The 19804-nt window shown below is 67.0% G+C and carries 21 protein-coding genes and 2 tRNA genes; 12 read left to right on the forward strand and 11 right to left on the reverse strand.

From position 1 onward, the window contains the following. Positions 1-7 precede the first annotated feature (7 nt). On the reverse strand, positions 8-1852 hold the full coding sequence (locus tag OD997_RS02675; RefSeq protein WP_434330241.1) for a DEAD/DEAH box helicase: 1845 nt from the start codon (positions 1850-1852) through the stop codon (positions 8-10). A 47-nt stretch (positions 1853-1899) separates the two neighbouring features. Then, the gene (locus OD997_RS02680) at positions 1900-3600 is read right to left on the reverse strand and encodes a long-chain-fatty-acid--CoA ligase (RefSeq protein ID WP_434330242.1); all 1701 of its coding nucleotides are present in this window, start codon (positions 3598-3600) and stop codon (positions 1900-1902) included. Between the two features lie 68 nt (positions 3601-3668). Here OD997_RS02680 and gatC point away from each other — a divergent pair, with 68 nt between their 5' ends. From gatC to OD997_RS02710, 6 genes are read left to right on the forward strand one after another with little or no spacing between them, the layout of a single operon-like run. Next, on the forward strand, positions 3669-3968 hold the full coding sequence (gatC, locus tag OD997_RS02685; protein ID WP_311257383.1) for an Asp-tRNA(Asn)/Glu-tRNA(Gln) amidotransferase subunit GatC: 300 nt from the start codon (positions 3669-3671) through the stop codon (positions 3966-3968). Continuing rightward, positions 3965-5482: an Asp-tRNA(Asn)/Glu-tRNA(Gln) amidotransferase subunit GatA gene (gene gatA / locus OD997_RS02690; RefSeq protein ID WP_431072855.1), complete on the forward strand. Its 1518-nt coding sequence runs from the start codon at positions 3965-3967 to the stop codon at positions 5480-5482. The genes gatC and gatA overlap by 4 nt, the downstream gene beginning before the upstream one ends. Further along, a complete protein-coding gene (gatB, locus tag OD997_RS02695) occupies positions 5482-6996 on the forward strand; it encodes an Asp-tRNA(Asn)/Glu-tRNA(Gln) amidotransferase subunit GatB (protein ID WP_434330243.1) in 1515 nt (504 codons plus the stop codon). The genes gatA and gatB overlap by 1 nt, the downstream gene beginning before the upstream one ends. A gap of 47 nt (positions 6997-7043) precedes the next feature. Continuing rightward, the gene (gene dinB / locus OD997_RS02700; protein ID WP_434330244.1) at positions 7044-8300 is read left to right on the forward strand and encodes a DNA polymerase IV; all 1257 of its coding nucleotides are present in this window, start codon (positions 7044-7046) and stop codon (positions 8298-8300) included. A gap of 37 nt (positions 8301-8337) precedes the next feature. Further along, entirely contained in the window at positions 8338-8655 is a 318-nt protein-coding gene (locus tag OD997_RS02705) for a hypothetical protein (RefSeq protein WP_431072849.1), read from the forward strand. After that, complete coding sequence (locus OD997_RS02710) at positions 8639-9220, forward strand: hypothetical protein (protein ID WP_431072847.1); 582 nt, start codon at positions 8639-8641, stop codon at positions 9218-9220. Before OD997_RS02705 ends, OD997_RS02710 begins: the two co-directional genes overlap by 17 nt. Before the next feature lie 4 nt (positions 9221-9224). Here the strand turns inward: OD997_RS02710 and OD997_RS02715 are convergent, their stop codons facing one another. The 7 genes from OD997_RS02715 to orn all read right to left on the reverse strand — a co-directional run bounded on the left by OD997_RS02715 (position 9225) and on the right by orn (position 13990). Beyond that, complete coding sequence (locus OD997_RS02715) at positions 9225-9716, reverse strand: DUF2017 family protein (RefSeq protein WP_434330245.1); 492 nt, start codon at positions 9714-9716, stop codon at positions 9225-9227. Beyond that, positions 9713-10006 (reverse strand): ATP-dependent Clp protease adapter ClpS, encoded by a 294-nt coding sequence (gene clpS / locus OD997_RS02720; protein ID WP_434330246.1) that lies wholly within the window; start codon positions 10004-10006, stop codon positions 9713-9715. Before clpS ends, OD997_RS02715 begins: the two co-directional genes overlap by 4 nt. Further along, positions 10003-10350, reverse strand: a complete 348-nt coding sequence (locus OD997_RS02725; protein ID WP_434330247.1) for a metallopeptidase family protein — start codon at positions 10348-10350, stop codon at positions 10003-10005. The genes clpS and OD997_RS02725 overlap by 4 nt, the downstream gene beginning before the upstream one ends. A gap of 36 nt (positions 10351-10386) precedes the next feature. Then, a complete protein-coding gene (locus OD997_RS02730) occupies positions 10387-11016 on the reverse strand; it encodes a LysE family transporter (RefSeq protein ID WP_434330248.1) in 630 nt (209 codons plus the stop codon). 35 nt (positions 11017-11051) lie between these two features. Beyond that, a complete protein-coding gene (locus OD997_RS02735) occupies positions 11052-13085 on the reverse strand; it encodes a heavy metal translocating P-type ATPase (protein ID WP_434332323.1) in 2034 nt (677 codons plus the stop codon). A 166-nt stretch (positions 13086-13251) separates the two neighbouring features. Then, a tRNA-His gene (locus OD997_RS02740) sits at positions 13252-13327 on the reverse strand. Positions 13328-13363: 36 nt separating this feature from the next. Further along, positions 13364-13990 (reverse strand): oligoribonuclease, encoded by a 627-nt coding sequence (orn, locus tag OD997_RS02745; RefSeq protein WP_434330249.1) that lies wholly within the window; start codon positions 13988-13990, stop codon positions 13364-13366. Between the two features lie 59 nt (positions 13991-14049). Here orn and OD997_RS02750 point away from each other — a divergent pair. Then, positions 14050-14125: transfer RNA gene (locus OD997_RS02750), tRNA-Arg, on the forward strand. Between the two features lie 20 nt (positions 14126-14145). Here the strand turns inward: OD997_RS02750 and OD997_RS02755 are convergent. Beyond that, positions 14146-14415 (reverse strand): hypothetical protein, encoded by a 270-nt coding sequence (locus OD997_RS02755; protein ID WP_434330250.1) that lies wholly within the window; start codon positions 14413-14415, stop codon positions 14146-14148. A gap of 203 nt (positions 14416-14618) precedes the next feature. Between OD997_RS02755 and OD997_RS02760 the strand changes: the two genes are divergently transcribed. From OD997_RS02760 to OD997_RS02775, 4 genes are all read left to right on the forward strand, one after another. Continuing rightward, positions 14619-15155 carry a single-stranded DNA-binding protein gene (locus tag OD997_RS02760; protein WP_434330251.1) on the forward strand — a complete coding sequence of 179 codons (537 nt, stop codon included), beginning with the start codon at positions 14619-14621 and terminating at the stop codon, positions 15153-15155. Positions 15156-15238: 83 nt separating this feature from the next. Continuing rightward, positions 15239-15736: a DUF6993 domain-containing protein gene (locus OD997_RS02765; protein ID WP_434330252.1), complete on the forward strand. Its 498-nt coding sequence runs from the start codon at positions 15239-15241 to the stop codon at positions 15734-15736. A gap of 123 nt (positions 15737-15859) precedes the next feature. Further along, positions 15860-17539 (forward strand): energy-dependent translational throttle protein EttA, encoded by a 1680-nt coding sequence (gene ettA, locus OD997_RS02770; protein ID WP_434330253.1) that lies wholly within the window; start codon positions 15860-15862, stop codon positions 17537-17539. 7 nt (positions 17540-17546) lie between these two features. Then, positions 17547-18035: an acyl-CoA thioesterase gene (locus OD997_RS02775; protein WP_434330254.1), complete on the forward strand. Its 489-nt coding sequence runs from the start codon at positions 17547-17549 to the stop codon at positions 18033-18035. 151 nt (positions 18036-18186) lie between these two features. On the opposite strand, the gene OD997_RS02780 is transcribed toward OD997_RS02775, so the two are convergent. Continuing rightward, a complete protein-coding gene (locus OD997_RS02780) occupies positions 18187-19074 on the reverse strand; it encodes an acyl-CoA thioesterase (protein ID WP_434330255.1) in 888 nt (295 codons plus the stop codon). Positions 19075-19125: 51 nt separating this feature from the next. On the opposite strand from OD997_RS02780, the gene OD997_RS02785 reads away from it, so the two are divergent. After that, complete coding sequence (locus OD997_RS02785) at positions 19126-19791, forward strand: hypothetical protein (protein ID WP_434330256.1); 666 nt, start codon at positions 19126-19128, stop codon at positions 19789-19791. The last annotated feature ends 13 nt before the right edge of the window (positions 19792-19804 follow it).

The following is a 19804-nucleotide window of genomic DNA, read 5'->3' on the forward strand; positions in this document are numbered from 1 at the left end:
GTGCCAGTCAGTCCTTGTGCCGCGGCTTGCGGAACGGCTTCTCGCCTCGCTCGTCATTGCGAGCCGGGCGCTCGTCGCGGTCGTATCGCGGGCGGTCGTCGCGGCGGTCGAACCCACCACGGGCGCCGTCACGAGGACCGTCGTTGCGACGGGCTCCCGGTCCACGGTCGGGCTTGATCTCGATCAGGCGACCCGAGATGCGGGTGTCCTTCAGCTTGTCCAGCACCGATGAGTCGAGGTTCGCGGGCAGTTCGACGACGGTGAAGTCCGGGCGGATGTTGATGGCGCCGAAGTCGTCGCGGCCGAGACCGCCCTCGTTCGCGAGCGCGCCGACGATCTGGCGGGGCTCGACACGGTGACGACGACCGACCTCGATGCGGTACGGCTTGTAGTCGCCGCGCCCACGACGCTCGCGAGGCTCACGACTCTCACGACGATCGCCCTTGCTGTTCTCACGCGGCGGACGATTGTCGTACTCGACGGCCTTCGACAGCGGGTCGTCGGCCGGGTCGAGCAGCAGCGGAGTGTCGCCCTGCGCGACGACCGCGAGAGCAGCAGCCACATCGGCCTCGGGCACATCGTGATTGCGCACGTAGTGGTCGATGACGTCGCGGAACTTCTCGATCCGTGCGGCATCGCCGAGAGCCGCCGTGATCGCGTCGTCGAACCTGGTGAGACGCGTGGTGTTCACGTCGTCCAGAGTCGGCAGCTGCATCTGTGTGGGCTGCTGACGAGTGGCCTTCTCGATGGACTTCAGCAGGTAGCGCTCGCGCGGCGTGATGAAGCTGATCGCGTCTCCGCTGCGGCCTGCACGTCCCGTCCGACCGATGCGGTGCACGTAGGACTCGGTGTCCGTCGGGATGTCGAAGTTGACGACGTGGCTGATGCGCTCGACGTCGAGACCACGCGCTGCGACATCGGTCGCGACGAGGATGTCGAGCTTGCTCGCCTTGAGCTGGTTGACGCTGCGCTCGCGCTGCACCTGGGGGACATCGCCGTTGATCGCCGCAGCGGAGTACCCGCGGGCGCGGAGCTTCTCAGCGAGCGTCTCGGTCTCGTTCTTCGTGCGGACGAACACGATCATCCCGTCGAAGTTCTCGACCTCGAGGATGCGGGTGAGCGCGTCGACCTTCTGCGCGTACGACACCACGAGGTAGCGCTGGGTGATGTTCGTGCCGGTCGCGGTCTTCGACTTGATGCTGATCTCTTCGGGCTCGCGCAGGTACTTCTGCGCCAGACGACGGATCTGCGGCGGCATGGTGGCCGAGAACAGGGCGACCTGCTTCTCTTCAGGCGTCTGAGCGAGGATCTGCTCGACGTCTTCAGCGAAGCCCATCTTCAGCATCTCGTCGGCCTCGTCGAGCACCAGGTACTGCAGCTGGGACAGGTCGAGCGTTCCCTTGGCGAGGTGGTCCATGATGCGGCCGGGGGTTCCGACGATCACGTGCACGCCACGGCGGAGTGCCGACAGCTGCACACCGTAGCCCTGTCCGCCGTAGACGGGGAGGACGTGGACGCCCTTCATCTTCGAGGCGTACGACTCGAATGCCTCGCAGACCTGCAGGGCGAGTTCGCGGGTCGGTGCGAGCACGAGGGCCTGCGGGGTCTTCTGCGATACGTCGAGGCGCTCGAGCACGGGGAGCGCGAAGGCCGCGGTCTTTCCCGTTCCGGTCTGCGCCATGCCGACGACATCGCGACCGGACAGCAGGGTCGGGATCGTCGCGGCTTGGATGGGGGAGGGGGTCTCGTAGCCGAGGTCCTTGATGGCCTTGAGGACGGGGCCGGTGATGCCGAGCTCCTCGAATCCAGGGGTCTCGGGGGCGTCGGTGGGCACAGCGTCTTCAGGAGTCACTGACCAAGGGTAGCGCTTCACGGGATTCCGCGCCTGTGAGGGCGCCCTCAGGTGCCGGATGTGAGGGCGAGCAGCCTCTCCTTGACCTGTCGGCGCAGCACCTTGCCGATGAGCGACTTCGGCAGCTCGTCGACGATGAAGATGCGGCGGGGCACCTTGTACGGGGTGAGGATGCTGCGCGCGTACTCGCGGATCGCTTCGACATCGACATCGGAATCGCCGTCGACGACGATCGCCGCGACGACCTCCTCGCCGGAGTGATCGCTCGGGAGTCCGACGACGGCGGCGTCCGAGACCTGAGGATGCTGACGCAGTGCGCTCTCGACCTCGGTGGGCGCGACATTGAAGCCGCCCGTGATGATGAGCTCCTTGATGCGGTCGACGATGCGGATGAAACCTGCGTCGTCGACCGTGACGATGTCGCCGGTGCGGAACCACCCGTCGACGAAGACGGCCTCGGTCTCCTCCGGCTTGCCGTAGTAGCCGGAGAACACCTGGGGGCCTCGCACCAGGAGCTCGCCCGCGGAGCCGGCAGGGACGTCGACGGTCGGGTTCTCGGGATCGACGACACGGCATTCCGTACCGGGCAGCGGGAGTCCGACTGTGCCAGGCACGCGGTTGTCCGCGACGGGGTTCGCCATCAGCACCGGGGAGCACTCGCTCAGCCCGTAGCCCTCGACGAGGAATCCACGGGTCGCCGCCTCGAACGGGACGACGAGCTCGTGCGGCAGCGCCATCGCACCCGAGATCGCGACCTCGATGCCGTCGAGCGACACGCCCTTGGCATTCGCGGCCGTCAGCAGCCGGTCGGCGATCGGGGGTACCAGAGGCAGGAAGGTCGCCGGGTGCTTCTTCATGACATCGAGCACGAGGTCGGGGTCGAACTTCGGGAAGAGCACGAGCCGTGCGCCCATGGACATCGCGAAGGTCAGGCAGAGCGTGAGGCCGTACGCGTGGAACATCGGCAGCACCGCGTAGACGACGCATCCTTTGCCGCGCTGGATCGACGGCACCCACGCCTGCGACTGCGCGGCGTTCGCCAGGAGGTTGTGGTGCGTCAGAGCCGCACCCTTCGGCGTGCCCGTGGTGCCGGAGGTGTACTGGATGATGGCGAGGTCGTCGGTGGCCGGCTTCGGGTGCGAGGCGGGGAGAGGCGCGGACTGAACCAGCGAATCCCAGGTGACGGTTCCCCGCACCTTCTCCGTGAGAGCCGCGCGCGACTCACGCGCCTTGGCGACCGGAAGCCGTAGCGCGACCCGCGTGAGGAGCGGCATCGCGCGAGTGACGTCCACCGAGATCAGGTTCGTGACCGAGAGGTCGGCGGGGAACTCCTGCACCGTGGAGACGACTTTGTTCCACACGATCGCGTGCTTCGCACCATGGTCCTCGAACTGCTTGCGCAGCTCTCGCGGCGTGTAGAGCGGGTTGTGCTCGACCACGACGGCGCCGAGGCGCAGCGCGGCGTAGAACGCCACGATGTGCTGCGGGCAGTTCGGAAGGACGATCGCGACCGGGTCGCCCGCCCGCACGCCGAGATCGCGCAGGCCCGAGGCCGCACGGTCGATCGCCTCCTGCAGCTCCGAATAGGTCGTCTCGCGACCGAAGAACTGCAGGGCGGGGGCATCCGGGTAGTCGCGAGCGGATGCGGCGACGATGTCGACCAGGGATCCGGTCACGGGGGAGAGGTCTTCCGGGACGCCTTCGGCGTAGCTGGCGACCCACGGACGAGGAGGCTGATACGAGCTCACCCGCCCAGCATAGGGCTGGCTTCGCCGGACTGCAGGGACTCGGCGGGCACGGCAACTAGACTCGGGGTGTGTCTGAAATCACCCCTGATCTTGTGCGCCATCTCGGCGTGCTCGCGCGCATCCAGCTCAACGACGACGAGGTGACGAGGCTCACGGGCCAGCTCGACGCCATCGTCGACAACATCGCCAAGGTGTCGGAGGTCGCAAGCCCCGACATCGCCGCGACGAGTCATCCGATCCCGCTGAGCAACGTCTACCGCCCCGACGTGGTGGGCGAGACCCTCACGCATGAGCAGGTGCTCCAGAACGCGCCGGACCAGGCCGACGGCCGGTTCCGCGTCACCGCGATCCTGGGAGAAGAGCAGTGAGCGACATCATCCGCATGACCGCGGCGGAGCTTGCGGACAAGCTCGCCAGCCGCGAGATCTCGAGCGTCGAGGCCACTCGCGCTCACCTCGACCGCATCGCCGCCGTCGACGGCGATGTCCACGCCTTCCTGCATGTCAACGAGGGCGCGCTCGACGCCGCCGCGGCCGTCGATGCGCGGCGTGCGGCCGGCGAGCAGCTCGGACCGATCGCCGGTGTGCCGCTGGCGATCAAGGACGTTCTCGTCACGACCGACCAGCCGACCACGAGCGGTTCGCGGATCCTCGAGGGCTACCGCTCGCCGTACGACGCCACCGTCGTCGCCCGCTCTCGTGCAGCCGGACTGATCCCGCTCGGCAAGACCAACATGGACGAGTTCGCGATGGGCTCCTCCACCGAGCACTCCGCGTACGGTCCCACCCGCAACCCGTGGGATCTCGATCGGATCCCCGGCGGCTCGGGCGGTGGATCCGCAGCTGCGGTCGCCGCATTCGAGGCACCCCTCGCTCTCGGGTCCGACACGGGCGGGTCGATCCGCCAGCCCGCGCACGTGACCGGCACGGTGGGTGTGAAGCCGACCTACGGCGGCGTGAGCCGCTACGGCGCGATCGCCCTCGCCTCGAGCCTCGACCAGGTCGGACCTGTGAGCCGCACGGTGCTCGACGCCGGTCTGCTGCACGACGCCATCGGCGGCCACGACCCGAAGGACTCCACGTCGCTGCGTGACGAGTGGCCTTCGTTCGCGGATGCGGCTCGTGAGGGCGCCCGCGGAGACGTGCTCAAGGGGCTCAAGGTCGGAGTGATCCGCGAGCTGCCCGACAGCGGATTCCAGGCCGGTGTGGCGGAGTCGTTCCATAGCGCACTCGCACTGATGGAGGCGCAGGGAGCGGAGATCGTCGAGATCGGCGCTCCGCACTTCGAGTACGGCGTCGCCGCGTACTACCTGATCCTCCCCGCCGAGGCCTCCAGCAACCTGGCGAAGTTCGACTCGGTGCGCTTCGGCCTCCGCGTGACCCCCGACGGCAACCCGACGGTCGAGGACGTCATGTCGGCGACGCGTGACGCCGGCTTCGGGGATGAGGTCAAGCGCCGCATCATCCTCGGCACCTACGCACTGTCGGCCGGATACTACGACGCCTACTACGGCAGCGCGCAGAAGGTCCGCACGCTCATCCAGCAGGACTTCGCGAACGCGTTCGCAGAGGTGGACGTCATAGCGACGCCGTCGGCTCCGACGACCGCATTCAAGATCGGCGAGAAGATCGACGACCCGTTGCAGATGTACCTCAACGACATCACGACGATCCCGGTGAACCTCGCAGGGGTCCCCGGAATCTCGATCCCCAGCGGCCTGGCTGCAGAGGACGGTCTTCCGGTCGGCATCCAGTTCATCGCACCGGCACGGGAGGACGCGCGACTCTACAAGGTCGGCGCCGCCGTCGAGACTCTGCTGGTCGACTCGTGGGGTGCGCCGCTCCTCACCCGTGCACCGCAGCTCGCAGGAGGGAACCGCTGATGGCCACCGCCAAGCTCATGGACTTCGACAAGGCTCTCGAGCTGTTCGAGCCCGTACTCGGCTTCGAGGTGCACGTCGAGCTCAACACCCACACCAAGATGTTCTCGGACGCGCCGAACCCGGCCAACGAGCTGTACCATGCTGCCGAGCCGAACACGCTGATCGCACCCGTCGACCTCGGTCTTCCGGGCGCGCTCCCCGTGGTCAACGAGACGGCGATCAGGTCGTCGATCAGTCTGGGTCTCGCACTCGGCTGCTCGATCGCTCCCTCGAGCCGATTCGCGAGGAAGAACTACTTCTACCCGGACCTCGGCAAGAACTACCAGATCTCGCAGTTCGACGAGCCGATCGCCTTCGAGGGATCCGTCGAGGTCGAGCTCGAAGACGGAACGATCGTGCAGATCCCGATCGAGCGCGCTCACATGGAAGAGGATGCGGGCAAGCTCACCCACATGGGTGGCGCGACCGGTCGCATCCAGGGCGCCGAGTACTCGCTCGTCGACTACAACCGCGCGGGCGTTCCGCTGGTCGAGATCGTGACGAAGGTCATCTTCGGCACCGAGCACCGTGCTCCCGAGGTCGCCAAGGCCTATGTCGCGACGATCCGTGACATCGTGCGCAGCCTGGGCATCTCCGAGGCCCGTCTGGAGCGCGGGAACCTCCGCTGCGATGCGAACGTGTCGCTGCGTCCCCGCGGCCAGGAGAAGCTCGGGACGCGCACCGAGACGAAGAACGTCAACTCCATGCGCTCCGTCGAGCGCGCGGTGCGGTACGAGATCCAGCGTCAGGCGCAGATCCTCGCCGACGGCGGGACGATCACGCAGGAGACGCGGCACTGGCACGAGGACACCGGAACGACCTCGCCCGGTCGTCCGAAGTCGGATGCCGACGACTACCGCTACTTCCCGGAGCCGGACCTGGTTCCCGTGGAGCCCGCCGCCGAGCTGATCGAAGCACTGCGTGCGGAACTCCCCGAGCAGCCGGTCGCCCGGCGCCGCCGACTGATGACGGAGTGGGGTTTCACCGACCTGGAGTTCCAGGATGTGCGCAACGGCGGCCTGCTCGATGTCGTCGAAGAGACCATCAGCGCCGGAGCCACCCCTGCCACGGCCCGCAAGTGGTGGACGGGCGAGATCACCCGCCAGGCCAACGCGCAGGAGAAAGACGTCACCGAGCTGGTGTCGCCCGCGAACGTCGCGGCGCTGCAGAAGCTCGTGGATGCCGGAACACTCACGGACAAGCTGGCTCGTCAGGTGCTCGAGGGCGTCATCGCCGGCGAGGGCACACCGCAGGAGGTCGTGGACAGCCGCGGACTCGCCGTCGTCTCTGACGACGGCGCGTTGATCGCTGCGATCGACGAGGCTCTCGCTGCGCAGCCCGATGTGCTCGCCAAGATCAAGGACGGCAAGGTCCAGGCGGCCGGCGCCGTCATCGGCGCTGTGATGAAGGCGATGAAGGGCCAGGCGGATGCCGCCAGGGTCCGCGAACTCGTCCTCGAGCGCGCTGCGCAGTAACCGCATCCCCCGGGCCTCATGTCGGAGGTCCGGGGGAGAATGGTCTCATGGGACACGGTGACGGCAGAGGGCGCATCGTGTCGTCCGCCGATGCTGACGACACCGGCACCAGCATCCTGCACGTCGACATGGACGCGTTCTACGCGGCGGTCGAGGTGCTCGACGACCCGAGTCTTCGTGGCCTCCCGCTGATCATCGGGGCGCCCGACGGTCGCTCCGTCGTCTCGAGCGCGTCATACGAGGCCCGTCGCTACGGGGTCCGTGCGGCGATGCCGGTGTCCCAGGCGATCCGCCTGTGTCCGTCGGCGAGGATCGTGCCGCCGCACTTCCATCGCTACCAGGCGGTGTCCCGCCAGGTGATGGCGATCTTCGAGTCGATCACTCCGCTGGTCGAGCCGCTGTCGGTCGACGAGGCGTTCCTCGACGTCCGTGGCGTCCGGCGGCTGTGGGGGACCCCCGCGCAGATCGCCCAGCTCGTCAGAGAGCGGGTGAGCGACGAGGTCGGCATCACCTGCAGCGTCGGAGTGGCGTCGACCAAGCACGTCGCGAAGATGGCATCGACCATCTCGAAGCCGGACGGCATGCTCGTCATCGCCGCATCCGACACGCAGGCGTTCCTCGATCCTCGACCGGTTCGGGCGATGTGGGGCGTGGGGCCGAAAGCGGCCGAGGCTCTGGAAGGGCGCGGCATCCGCACGATCCGCGACATCCGCACGTCGTCTACAGACATGCTCGATCGCGCGGTCGGCCCGGCGCTGAGTGCGCGTCTCGTGCAGCTGTCTCGGGGTGAGGATGCACGGGCGGTCGAGACCGAGCGCGTCGAGAAGAGCATCGGCCACGAGGAGACTTTCGACACGGACATCTCGGATCGCACCTATCTGCGAGCCGAGCTGCTCAGGCTCGCCGATCGCGTCGCCGCACGACTGCGGAAGGCTGAATGGGAGACCTCGACGGTTGCGATCAAGATCCGATTCGACGACTTCCGCACGGTGAGCCGGTCGCAGACGCTTGCCGAGCCGACCGCCGTCGGCCAGCGGATCGGTGAGGCGGCTCAGGCGCTGTTCGAGCAGATCGACCGCCGCGACCCCGTGCGGCTCGTCGGTGTGCGTGCCGAGAAGCTCCGGCCGGCGGGTGGTGGAGGCATCGGTCTGTGGGACGACGACGAGGACTGGCGGCGGGTCGAAGGGGCTCTCGACGATGCGGTCGCGCGTTTCGGATCGGCCATGATCGGTCGGGCCAGGCACATCGGCCGAGGCGACGGACGCGGTGCGGCGCAGCATCCGAAGGCGCACGGTCTCGATTGACCTCTCGGCCGCTCGTTTCCTGAGCTAGCGTGGAGCCATGCCCAACATTGCACTGGAACTCGGAAAGCAGGCCGCGTCGTTCGGCGTGAAGAGCGCGTACGGAGAGCCGCAGGACGTCGACGGCGTGAGCATCACCCCGGTGGCGTTCACGTACTCGGGATTCGGCGGCGGAAGCGGTGACGGTGCAGAAGGCGGTGGCGGCGGCGGAGTGTCCGTGCCGGTCGGCGTCTACGTGCGTCGCGAGGAGGGACTTCGGTTCGAGCCCAACATCGTGACCCTGCTGGTCGTCGCTGTGCCGTTCGTCTGGGTCGCCGGACGAGCTATCTCCCGCATCATCCGTGCCCTCAAGAAGTGACGACCCCGTCGGGGCAGCGCTCGCGCGCGCCGCGGCGCTGATCGTCGAGGACATCCGTGCCCTCGCGGCGGCGAACCCTGTCGTCATCATCGACGGTCGAAGCGGAGCCGGCAAGACGACGCTCGCGCGTATGCTGGTCGAGCGCTGGCCGATCGTCGGCAGGGTGCAGCTGGTCGCCCTCGACTCGATCTATCCCGGCTGGGACGGGCTCCAGAGCGGAGTCGAGCATGCCCTCGACGGCATCCTCCGTCCGCACGGCCGCGGATACCTCGGTGAATGGCGCCGCTGGGACTGGGACCGGGAGGAAGAGGCCGAGAGCCACGCCGTGGACCCGGCGCTCGGGGTGCTGATCGAAGGCAGCGGAATCCTGACGCCCGCCACAGCCGCGATCGCCGATGTGCGCGTCTGGCTCGAGTCCGCAGAGCCCGGGCGCAAGGCACGAGCGCTGAATCGCGACGGTGAGACCTATCGCCCGCACTGGGACCGGTGGGCCGCTCAGGAGAAGGCGCACATCGCGCGGGACGAGCCTCGAGCCCTCGCGACGAGGGTCGTCGAGATCCCCTGACGCCTCACAGCAGTTCGTCTGCCGCCTCGATGGTGAGTTCGAGGCGGTATCCGAGCCAGTCGTAGACGCCGAACCTCGCGTCCTCAGGATCATGGTCTTCGTCGCTCTCGATACCCAGACGCTCAGCGATCACCAGACGGATCGCAGTGAGCGTTCGCAGCCAGGCATCGACATCGGACTGCCGGATCGCCAGGTCATGCTCTGTGAACGCCTCGCCCTGGGACATGGAGTCGAGGTCGCCGCGGAGCTCGGCGAGCGCCGCCCGAACCACATCGGCGTCGAGCGCGCGCCTGTCGAGCAGGTCCTCGCGCGTCGCGTCGTGGAAGGAGCGCGAGGCGTCGTCATCGTCGGGGTACGGGGCGGGAGCCAGACGCCCGATGGCCGGATCGGTGGCATCGCGGTCGGTCCCCACCAGCTCGCGGAAGTCGTCGACGAGCTGTGCGAGCTGGGCGCCTTCCACTCTCGCCATCCGGACGTGCACCATCTGCTCGCTCATCGTGCGGCCTTTCGCACCGTCGCCCAGAGGCCGTAGTCGTGCATCGCCTGGGCGTGCACCTCCATCGTCTCGCGGGGCCCCGTGGCGACGATGGCCTGACCTTCGTGGTGCACTGCGCGCATCAGCTGCGTCGCGCGGTCCAGTGAGTACCCGAAGTAGGTGCGGAACACCCGCACGACATAGCTCATCAGATTGACCGGGTCGTTCCACACGACGACCTCCCAGGGTTCGAGCGGCGCGGCCGTGAGCTCGACGATCTCCTCGACGTCAGGCGTGGCGAGGGGAGTCATGCCCACCCCAGCTCGTGCAGCTGCGCGTCATCGATGCCGTAGAAATGGGCGATCTCGTGCACGAGCGTCGTGTGGACCTCGTCCCGGAGCTCATCCTCGTCCGCGCAGGCTGCGAGGTGCGGTTCGCGGTAGACGACGATGCGGTCGGGCAGCTCTCCGGAGCCGTACTGAGTGCGCTCGGTCAGTGCCAGGCCGTCGTAGAGCCCGAGAAGGTCGAGGCTCCCGTCTTCCGGACGGTCCTCGACGACGAAGACGACGTTCTCGAGTCCGTCGACCATCTCATCGGGCAGCCGGTCGAGCTCGTCGATCACGAGTTCCTCGAAGGGCGCAGCATCCATCTCCATCGGTTCCAGCCTATTGCCGCGAGCGCGGCCGCGGCGTCAGTGGAGGAAGACCAGGAGTGCGGCGACCGCGATGAAGAGCGCACCGAAGACGCTGTTCAGGATCCGCTGCCCCTTCACCGACCGGGTCAGGCGACGGAAAGGGCGGGCCGCAGTCGCGAAGAATCCCCACATCACCAGGATGTCTACCACCATGACGGTGACGATCAGGGTGAGGTACTGCGGCAGCTGAGGCTGGTCCAGACGGATGAACTGGGGGATGAACGCGAGGAAGAAGACGATCGCCTTCGGGTTGAGGAGGTTCACCCAGAAGCCCCGTCTGATCATCGACCAGTGGCCTTCGCGCAGGTCGGCGCCGGTCTCGTCCTCGAGGTCCGCGGGAGCTGGCTTCGTCAAGATCAGCCGAATTCCGAGGAGGACCAGGTAGGCGGCTCCGGCGTATCGGATGACGTTGAACAGCACCTCGGACTGCGACACGACGAGTCCGAGCCCGGCTGCCACGATCACGACGTGGACGATCAGCGCGAGCTGCTGGCCGATGATTCCCCAGATCGATCGACGCCATCCCTGGCTGAGCGCGTTCGACATCGTGTTGATGGCACCGGCGCCCGGAGTGAAGCTGATCACCACGCAGGCGGTCAGGAGCGAGAACCATACGGCGAGTGACACCTCGCAATACTAGGGCTCTCGCTCCGTCGCGGCGTTCAGTCGGTCGGGGCGCCGCTCGGCATCCGCAGATCCAGTCGACGGAGCAGCTGTGCGTTCAGAGCCACGACGATGGTCGACAGGGACATCAGGACGGCACCCACCGACATGGGGAGCACGAACCCGACCGGCGCGAGGACGCCGGCCGCGAGAGGCACGGAGAGCAGGTTGTAGCCAGCCGCCCACCACAGGTTCTGGGTCATCTTGCGGTAGCCGGCCTTCGAGAGGTCGATCACCGAGATGACGGCGCGCGGGTCGTCTCCCGCGAGGATCACACCGGCGGATGCGATGGCCACGTCTGTGCCGGCGCCGATGGCCAGGCCCACATCCGCCTGGGCGAGTGCGGGGGCGTCGTTCACGCCGTCGCCCACCATCGCGACACGGCGTCCCTCTGCCTGCAACGCTCGGACTCTGGACGCTTTGTCCTCCGGGCGCACGCCGGCGAACACCCGGTCGATCCCGACCCGCGCCGCGACGGTCTCCGCGACCGACGATGCGTCGCCCGTGATCATCACCACGTCGATCCCGCGTGCGCGCAGCGCTTCGACGGCCGAGATCGATTCGGCTCGGATGTCGTCGGCGAGTCTCAGGGCACCGATGACGCGGTCGCCGAGGAGCACATGCAGGATGATCGCGCCTTCCGCTCGCCACGCATCGGCGATCGGAAGCTCCGCGGTGTGGGTCTCTGCGAGCAGGTCCGGTCCGCCGACCTTCACGAGCCGACCGTCGACGCGTGCGCTCACACCGACGGCGGGAGACGACCGGAAGTCCTCGGCAGGACGTATCTCGAGTCGTCGCTCACCCGCGGCGTTCACGATGGCCTTCGCCAGCGGATGCTCGGAGTCCTGCTCGGCCGCCGCGGCGAGCGAGATGACGTCGTCGGCAGTGAACGGAGCGACGGGCTCGACGGCGGTGACAGCGGGAGTGCCCTTCGTGAGCGTTCCCGTCTTGTCGAATAGGACGGTGTCGATCGTGCGCATGGTCTCGAGAGCCAGTCGATCCTTCACGAGAATGCCTGCGCGCGCTGCACGCTCGGTGGCGATCGAGACGACCAGGGGGATCGCGAGGCCCAGAGCATGCGGGCACGCGATGACCAGGACGGTGATCGTGCGGATGACGGCTTCGTCGGGCAGTCCCACGGACGACCAGATGACGGCGGTGATCGCGGCGGATGCGAGCGCGAACCAGAACAGCCCTGCTGCCGCTCGGTCGGCGATCCGCTGCGCACGAGACGAGGATGCCTGTGCGTCGGCGACGAGTCGTTGGATGCCGGCGAGTGCGGTGTCCGTGCCCGCGGCCGTGATCTCGACCCGCAATCCCGAGTCGGTGGCCACTGTCCCCGCGATGACGGGGTCGCCGATGGTCCGCGCGACTGCCCTGGACTCTCCGGTGATCATGGACTCGTCGACGCTCGCTGCTCCCTGGATGATGCGCCCATCTGCGGGCAGGCGTCCGCCAGGACGGATGACGATGACATCTCCGATCCTGAGTTCCGCAGGGGAGACCCGCACGGTCTCGCCGTGCTCGATGCGCTCGGCTTCGTCCGGCAGAAGGGCTGCGAGGGAATCGAGCGCCGAGGTCGTCTGAGCCAGCGATCGCATCTCTATCCAGTGGCCCAGGAGCATGATCACGATCAGCAGTGCCAACTCCCACCAGAACTCCAGTTCATGATGCAGCGCGCCCAGACTCGCTCCCCATGACGCGACGAAGGCGACTGTGATCGCCAGTCCGATCAGCAGCATCATTCCTGGCTTGCGAGCACGGAGCTCGCTCACGGCGCCGGTGAGGAAAGGTGCTCCACCCCTTACGTACATCACCGTGCCGAGTGCGGGGGCCAGCCACCGCGCCCATCCCTGGACTTCATACCCGATGATCATGCCGAACATCGGGGAAGTCAGGACGACGGGGATCGCGACGACGAGCATGATCCAGAACAGTCGCCGGAAACGAGAGACGTGGTCGGCGTGCCCAGAGTGCCCGTCGTGCCCCGCGTGGGCATCGGGCTCGGCAGGAGCCGCCGCATGCCGCGTCATTCCGTGCGAGGCGTGGTCGATCGGTGTCGATCCGTCCGAGTGTTTCATCTGCCTGTCCCTTCGATGAGTTCACCGAAGACAACGGAATACCCCCAGGGGGTATTCCGTGACGAGTTCTCGGGGATGCAGAAAAGGCCCGAATCTCTCGACTCGGACCTTTTCTGTATGGGGTGAGTAACGGGACTCGAACCCGCGACATCCGGCACCACAAGCCAGCGCTCTACCAGCTGAGCTATACCCACCATGCGCCAACCGGAGTTGGCGACCAGATGAGTCTATTACATGTTCGGAGTGAACTCTGACACGGTGCGCGTCGCGATGTCGCGAGCGTCGTCGCTCGACGGTCCTGGCTCGTCGACGAAGACGGCCTCGCGGTAGTAGCGCAGCTCGCGGATCGATTCGAGGATGTCGGCCAGGGCTCGGTGGCCGCCATCCTTGGCGGGTGCCTGGAAGAACACCCGCGGGTACCACCTGCGGGAGAGCTCCTTGATGCTCGAGACATCGACGTTGCGATAGTGGAGCCACTGGTCGACCTGAGGCATGTACTTCGCGAGGAACATCCGATCGGTGCCGATGGTGTTGCCGGCGAGCGGCGCCTTGCGCTCGAGAGGAGCGAAGCGCTTGATGTAGGCGAGGGTCTGCTCTTCAGCCTCGGCGAGCGAGATCCCGCCGGGGATCTCCGTGATGAGCCCCGATGTCTCATGCATCTTCGTGACGAAGTCGTTCATGTTCTCGAGTGCCGCATCATTGGGGCGGATGACGACCTGGAAACCCGGATCGACGGGACGCAGCTCGAAATCGGTGACGACGACCGCGATCTCGACCAGCTCATCGACCGAGAGGTCCAGCCCGGTCATCTCGCAATCGATCCAGACGAGGCGGTCGTTCTCTGACGCAGATACCATGTGGACATACTATCGACGGCACCGACATTCGAGCCCGGCGCGGTACGGTAGAACTGCCCGCCTCCGTAGCTCAGGGGATAGAGCAGGAGCCTTCTAATCTCTTGGTCGCAGGTTCGAATCCTGCCGGGGGCACCACAGCCGGACGACGTCCGTCGTCACCCGTTCCGCAGGGCGGCGACGGCGTCGTCCGCCCGCCAGAAGTCCCCGACCAGTCGGAATGAGGCTGTGGCGAGATGCAGTCTCTCCGCTCGATATCTCATGCCGAGGGGATCGGGCAGCAGGCGGAGGTGACCGAGAACACGGCCTCGGGTGTCCTGCACCCGCCACAGATGGGCCGAGGCGCGCACGAGGTGCTCCTTCGGCGATGACAGGCGGGGCGTGGCATACGGGACCTCGGGCAGGGACGTGATCAGGGTGTCGGACATCGGTGTCTCCTTTCGTGGTTCGAACATATGACCGACCACCGACATTGCGATCCAGGGGCGTCGCCCGGAGATGGCCACTGCGTCTGCACGACGGCTTCGGGCGCGGAGTTGTGCACCACCACCGGTCTGCGTGTCTCGGCCATGTCGTCGTGGGGCCCACTCTTGAGCGATCCGGGCGCGTCCCGGGCCGCAGAGGAGAGAACATGCATGACACAGTGACCATCGTCGGCAACGTCGCCACCGACCCCACTCAGGGGCGGACCGCCAGTGGAATCAGCGTCACCAACTTCCGATTGGCGAGCACTCATCGGCGCTTCGACGACGCGACCCAGACATGGGTCGACGTCGCGACCAACTGGTATTCCGTTGCGGCGTTCCGCCAGCTCGGGGAGCACGCGAAAACATCGCTGCGTTCTGGCGACAGCGTGATCGTCACGGGGAGGATGAAGATCCGGGCCTGGGAGAACAACGGCAAACAGGGCACGAGCGTCGACATTGACGCGGACGCGATCGGTCATGATCTCCGCTGGGGCACCACCGCGTACCGCCGGAGCACACGCTCGACGCAGGAGCCGCCCTCGCGGAGCAGGGGTTCGGACACCGCGGACGACGATCAGTCGGGGGAGTCGTCAGGCGAGGCAGTCGATATCGACACGTCATGGGCCGACCGGGATGCACCGCCGTCGTCCGACGCCGTGCCCACGGAGCACACGGCTGATTCCGGGAGCCTCACGTACTGACTCGGCAATCCGTGAGCGCCGCTGGGGTGAGCGGCGATGCCGACGTTCACCTGTGTGGGGGAGTCCGACCGTAGACTCGGGGCGTGCTTCGAAGACCGGACTCCTCCGCAACGCGTGTAGCGATCGTGTCAGGCGCGGCGGTCACGCTGATCCTGCTGCTGACCTCGTGCGGTCCCACCGCCTCCCCGACCCCCGCACCGACGGACGCCGGCGCGTCGCCGGGCCCGACGGAGAGCCCCGCGGCACCCGCATACGTCGCGGACGGCACAGCGGAGGACAACCTGCCTCTGTTCGCGGCGGTGACGGCTCAGGTGTGGGGCTCCGATCAGAACGTATCGGGACGCGCCTACATCGATGCGCTCATCGCTGCAGGTTTCGACAGGGCAGCCATGCAGGTGACTCAGGATGTGTCGACCGTCGGCAATCCGGCCGAGAGCATCCAGTTCTCGGTGCGCTGGGGGGACGAGGAGTGCCTCGTCGGGCAGGTGGGCCCGTCGACGGGTGCGCCGGTGACGGCGGTCATGCCACAGCTCGCGGAGGGCCGCTGTCTGGTCGGCGCGACGCGCGCGATCGACTGGTGATCACGGACCTTCGCGTCCGATTCTGACGGTTCGCCGTGCCTGTGCTCGTCTCGACGGCGGCAGGCACAGAGGCCGGTAGGCTGGAGTGTCGATCTTCGACGCCAACAGAAGGAGCGTTTTTCGGTGGCTGAGTACATCTACTCGATGGTTCGTGCGCGCAAGGCCGTGGGTGACAAACTCATCCTCGACGACGTCACTATGGCTTTCCTCCCCGGTGCCAAGATCGGCATGGTGGGCCCGAACGGCGCCGGTAAGTCGACGATCCTCAAGATCATGGCGGGCATGGACACGCCGTCGAACGGCGAGGCGAAGCTATCCCCGGGTTTCTCGGTCGGAATCCTCATGCAGGAGCCGGAGCTCGATGAGACCAAGACCGTGCTGGAGAACATCCAGGATGGCATCGCGATCAAGGCGAAGGTCGATCGGTTCAACGAGATCTCGATGCTGATGGCCGACCCCGACGCGGACTTCGATTCGCTGCTCGCAGAGATGGGCACGCTGCAGGAGGAGATCGACGCAGCCGACGGCTGGGACCTCGATTCGCAGCTGGAGCAGGCCATGGATGCGCTGCGCACCCCTCCGGGAGACGCCGCGATCGCGCCGCTCTCCGGTGGAGAGAAGCGCCGTGTCGCGCTGGCGAAGCTCCTTCTCCAGAAGCCTGACCTGCTTCTTCTCGACGAGCCGACCAACCACCTCGACGCCGAGAGTGTGCTCTGGCTCGAGCAGCACCTGCAGGCTTACAAGGGTGCCGTCATCGCCATCACCCACGACCGGTACTTCCTCGATCACGTCGCCGAGTGGATCGCAGAGGTCGACCGCGGTCGCCTGATCGGATACGAGGGCAACTACTCGACCTATCTGGAGAAGAAGGGCGAACGCCTCGAGATCCAGGGCAAGAAGGACGCGAAGCTCGCCAAGCGCCTCAAGGAAGAGCTGGAGTGGGTCCGGTCCAGCGCGAAGGGTCGTCAGACGAAGTCCAAGGCTCGTCTCGCCCGCTACGAGGAGATGGCGACGGAGGCCGAGCGGACCAGAAAGCTCGATTTCGAGGAGATCCAGATCCCCGCGGGTCCGCGCCTCGGAAGCATCGTGATCGACGCCAAGAAGCTGCAGAAGGGTTTCGACGGACGCGCGCTCATCGACGGTCTCAGCTTCAGCCTGCCGCCGAACGGCATCGTCGGCGTCATCGGCCCGAACGGTGTCGGTAAGACCACTCTGTTCAAGACGATCGTCGGCCTCGAGCCCCTCGACGGTGGTGACCTCAAGATCGGCGAGACGGTCAAGATCAGCTACGTCGACCAGTCGCGCTCGAACATCGACCCCGATAAGACGCTGTGGGAGGTCGTATCCGACGGGCTCGACTTCATCACGGTCGGCAAGATCGAGATCCCGTCGCGGGCATACGTCTCGAAGTTCGGCTTCAAGGGTCCGGATCAGCAGAAGAAGGCGGGTGTGCTCTCCGGTGGTGAGCGCAACCGGCTAAACCTCGCCCTCACCCTCAAGGAGGGCGGCAACCTGCTGCTCCTCGACGAGCCGACCAACGACCTCGATGTCGAGACCCTGAGCTCGCTCGAGAATGCGCTCCTCGAGTTCCCCGGCTGCGCCGTGGTCATCACTCACGACCGGTGGTTCCTCGACCGCATCGCGACGCACATCCTCGCCTACGAGGGCACCGACGAGAATCCCGCCCAGTGGTATTGGTTCGAGGGCAACTTCGAGGCCTACGAGGAGAACAAGATCCAGCGACTCGGTGCCGACGCCGCCAAGCCGCATCGTTCGACGCACCGCAAGCTCACGCGCGACTGAGCCGACGATGTCCGACCTGACACCGGGGCCACGCCTGCACATCCCGATCCACCTGCGCTGGGGCGATCTGGATGCGTTCAATCACGTCAACAACACCTCGATGCTCAAGCTTCTCGAGGAAGCGCGCGTGCGCGCGTTCTGGCGTGCGGGCCCCGGTGAACAGGCGCCGTCCACAGCGGTCCTCGACTCGGGGCTCGACGAGGGCATCCTGACGCTCATCGCACGCCAGGAGATCGAGTACCTCGCCCCGGTGCCGTATCAGCGCCGTCCGCTCGAGGTGCAGATGTGGTTCGGCAAGCTCGGTGGTTCGAGCGTCGAGGTCTGCTACGAGGTGCACAACGATCCCGAAGCCGTGCCTCGAACGATCTACGCACGATCCACGGCGATCATCGTCCTCGTCGATGCCGCGACAGGTCGACCGACGCGCCTCACTCAGGAGATGCGAGATGCGTGGGAGCCCTTCGTCGGCCCGTCGATCGAGTACGCGCACCGCTGAGCGGGACGTGGCGTGCACCGGTCGATGTGAATCGCCGGTCAGAGCCGACCGAGGGCACCCCGTGAATCGCCGGCCGGAGCTGATCGAGCGCGCGACCTGAAGCGGCGGACACACACTGCTCAGACGCTCACCCCGAGTGGAACGCGCGACGTCAGTCCTGCGACGGGATCCTGACCATGATCTCCTGCGCGACGGATGCGACCAGCTCGCCGGTCTGCGCGTAGATCCGTCCCTGTGCGAGGCCGCGCCCGCCCCGGGCGTTGGGTGACTCCTGCACGTACAGGAGCCATTCGTCCACGCGAGCCGGCCGGTGCCACCACATCGCATGATCGAGGCTCGCGACCTTCAGACCAGGGAGCGCCCAGTACACGCCATGCGCGCGCAGGATGGACTCCTGAATGGTCATGTCGCTCAGGTATGCGAGAGCCGCACGATGGATGCGCTGATCGTCGGGCAGCGGAGCGCGCAGCCGCATCCACACCGCTTGCTGAGGAACGCGCGCGTCATCGCTCGGCAGGAACAGCGGCGAGTCGATGTGACGGACGTCGGCGGCTCGGTCACTCAGCATGCGGGCGGTGCCCCGGGGCAACCCCTCGACACGCTGCTCATCGGGAAGCAAGGAATCCGGAGACGGCACATCGTCGGGCATCGATACGGCGTGCTCGACGCCGGGGTCGTCGTCCTGGAACGACGCGATCATCGAGAAGATCGGAACACCGTTCTGATACGCCTGCGAACGACGGGTCGAGAACGAACGACCGTCATGGATGCGGTCGACGGCGATCGTGATGCCCTGGCTCGCGTCTCCGGGGCGCAGGAAGTATCCGTGCATCGAATGCACCGCTCGATCCTCGGGGAGAGTCCTCTCTGCGGCGAGCAGGCTCTGCGCGAGCACCTGGCCCCCGTAGATGCGGCCGGACGGCATCGCGTGCGACGACCCTGTGAAGATGTCCTCTGTCGTACGGGCCTGCGTCGAGTCGAGATCCAGCACCTCCAGGAGCTGTTCGACAGTGCGGATCGCGTGTGCGTCGGCGGTCATGACTTCCTTCCCGCGACTGCGGATGCCGCTGGCGTTGCTAGTTTAGAGGGTGTGCCGCACCAGCTCCTTCTCGCCGATTCCGCCACGTCGAAAGACGTCCTGACCTTTCTCGGACGAGCGACCCGCATCTCGGATGAAGGCGTGCGACTCCAGGCGGCGAACGGGGTTCTCGCCCTGACCGGAGCCGCTCTCGCACCCCACGGGCTGTTCGACCAGACCCCGACCGTGCTCGCGATGCGCATCGTGCAGGTCGACCCCGAGCTCGAATGCGACGTCGTGGTGGCATCGCTCAGCCCGACCGACGATGAGCGCGTGCTCACCTTTCCCGAGACCGGCCTCTCGCCGGCGTGGGCCGGAGTCGCCCCGCCCCGAGGGCAGTGGCAGGCGACCTCGAGCCTGGCGGCATCCGTGATCGCGCAGAGGGCGCAATGGGGCATCAGCGCAGTAGCTCGAGGGGCTACGCCCGGATCAGGAGAGGAAGCCGTCCGTGCGCTGCGCGCGGCGATCTGGGGCGAGCCCGACGAGGATCTCGGCGGACTGCCGCGGGGCGTGGCATTCGCTGCGGATGCGTTCGGATTCATCTCCGGTGAAGAGGATGTGCCTGTCATGACGTCGGGGCGATGGACCCGTCTGGCCTTCCGCCGCGGTCATGTCCTCGCTCGCGGCCCCGTCGCCACCGGTCTCACGGCCGTTCGCGGCACCGGCGCAGCGGACTAGCACGCCTCGACGC

Origin of the sequence: Microbacterium sp. CGR1, from assembly GCF_051062835.1 — a bacterium.
Lineage (GTDB): Bacteria > Actinomycetota > Actinomycetes > Actinomycetales > Microbacteriaceae > Microbacterium.

Coding starts and splice junctions, on each gene's coding strand:
- OD997_RS02705 (WP_431072849.1), top strand. CDS start 8,338: ATGCCCAACATTGCACTGGAACTCGGAAAGCAGGCCGCGTCGTTCGGC.
- OD997_RS02775 (WP_434330254.1), top strand. CDS start 17,547: ATGTCCGACCTGACACCGGGGCCACGCCTGCACATCCCGATCCACCTG.
- OD997_RS02780 (WP_434330255.1), bottom strand. CDS start 19,074: ATGACCGCCGACGCACACGCGATCCGCACTGTCGAACAGCTCCTGGAG.
- clpS (WP_434330246.1), bottom strand. CDS start 10,006: ATGACTCCCCTCGCCACGCCTGACGTCGAGGAGATCGTCGAGCTCACG.
- orn (WP_434330249.1), bottom strand. CDS start 13,990: ATGGTATCTGCGTCAGAGAACGACCGCCTCGTCTGGATCGATTGCGAG.
- OD997_RS02725 (WP_434330247.1), bottom strand. CDS start 10,350: ATGGAGATGGATGCTGCGCCCTTCGAGGAACTCGTGATCGACGAGCTC.
- gatB (WP_434330243.1), top strand. CDS start 5,482: ATGGCCACCGCCAAGCTCATGGACTTCGACAAGGCTCTCGAGCTGTTC.
- OD997_RS02755 (WP_434330250.1), bottom strand. CDS start 14,415: ATGTCCGACACCCTGATCACGTCCCTGCCCGAGGTCCCGTATGCCACG.
- dinB (WP_434330244.1), top strand. CDS start 7,044: ATGGGACACGGTGACGGCAGAGGGCGCATCGTGTCGTCCGCCGATGCT.
- OD997_RS02735 (WP_434332323.1), bottom strand. CDS start 13,085: ATGACGCGGCATGCGGCGGCTCCTGCCGAGCCCGATGCCCACGCGGGG.
- OD997_RS02715 (WP_434330245.1), bottom strand. CDS start 9,716: ATGAGCGAGCAGATGGTGCACGTCCGGATGGCGAGAGTGGAAGGCGCC.
- OD997_RS02760 (WP_434330251.1), top strand. CDS start 14,619: ATGCATGACACAGTGACCATCGTCGGCAACGTCGCCACCGACCCCACT.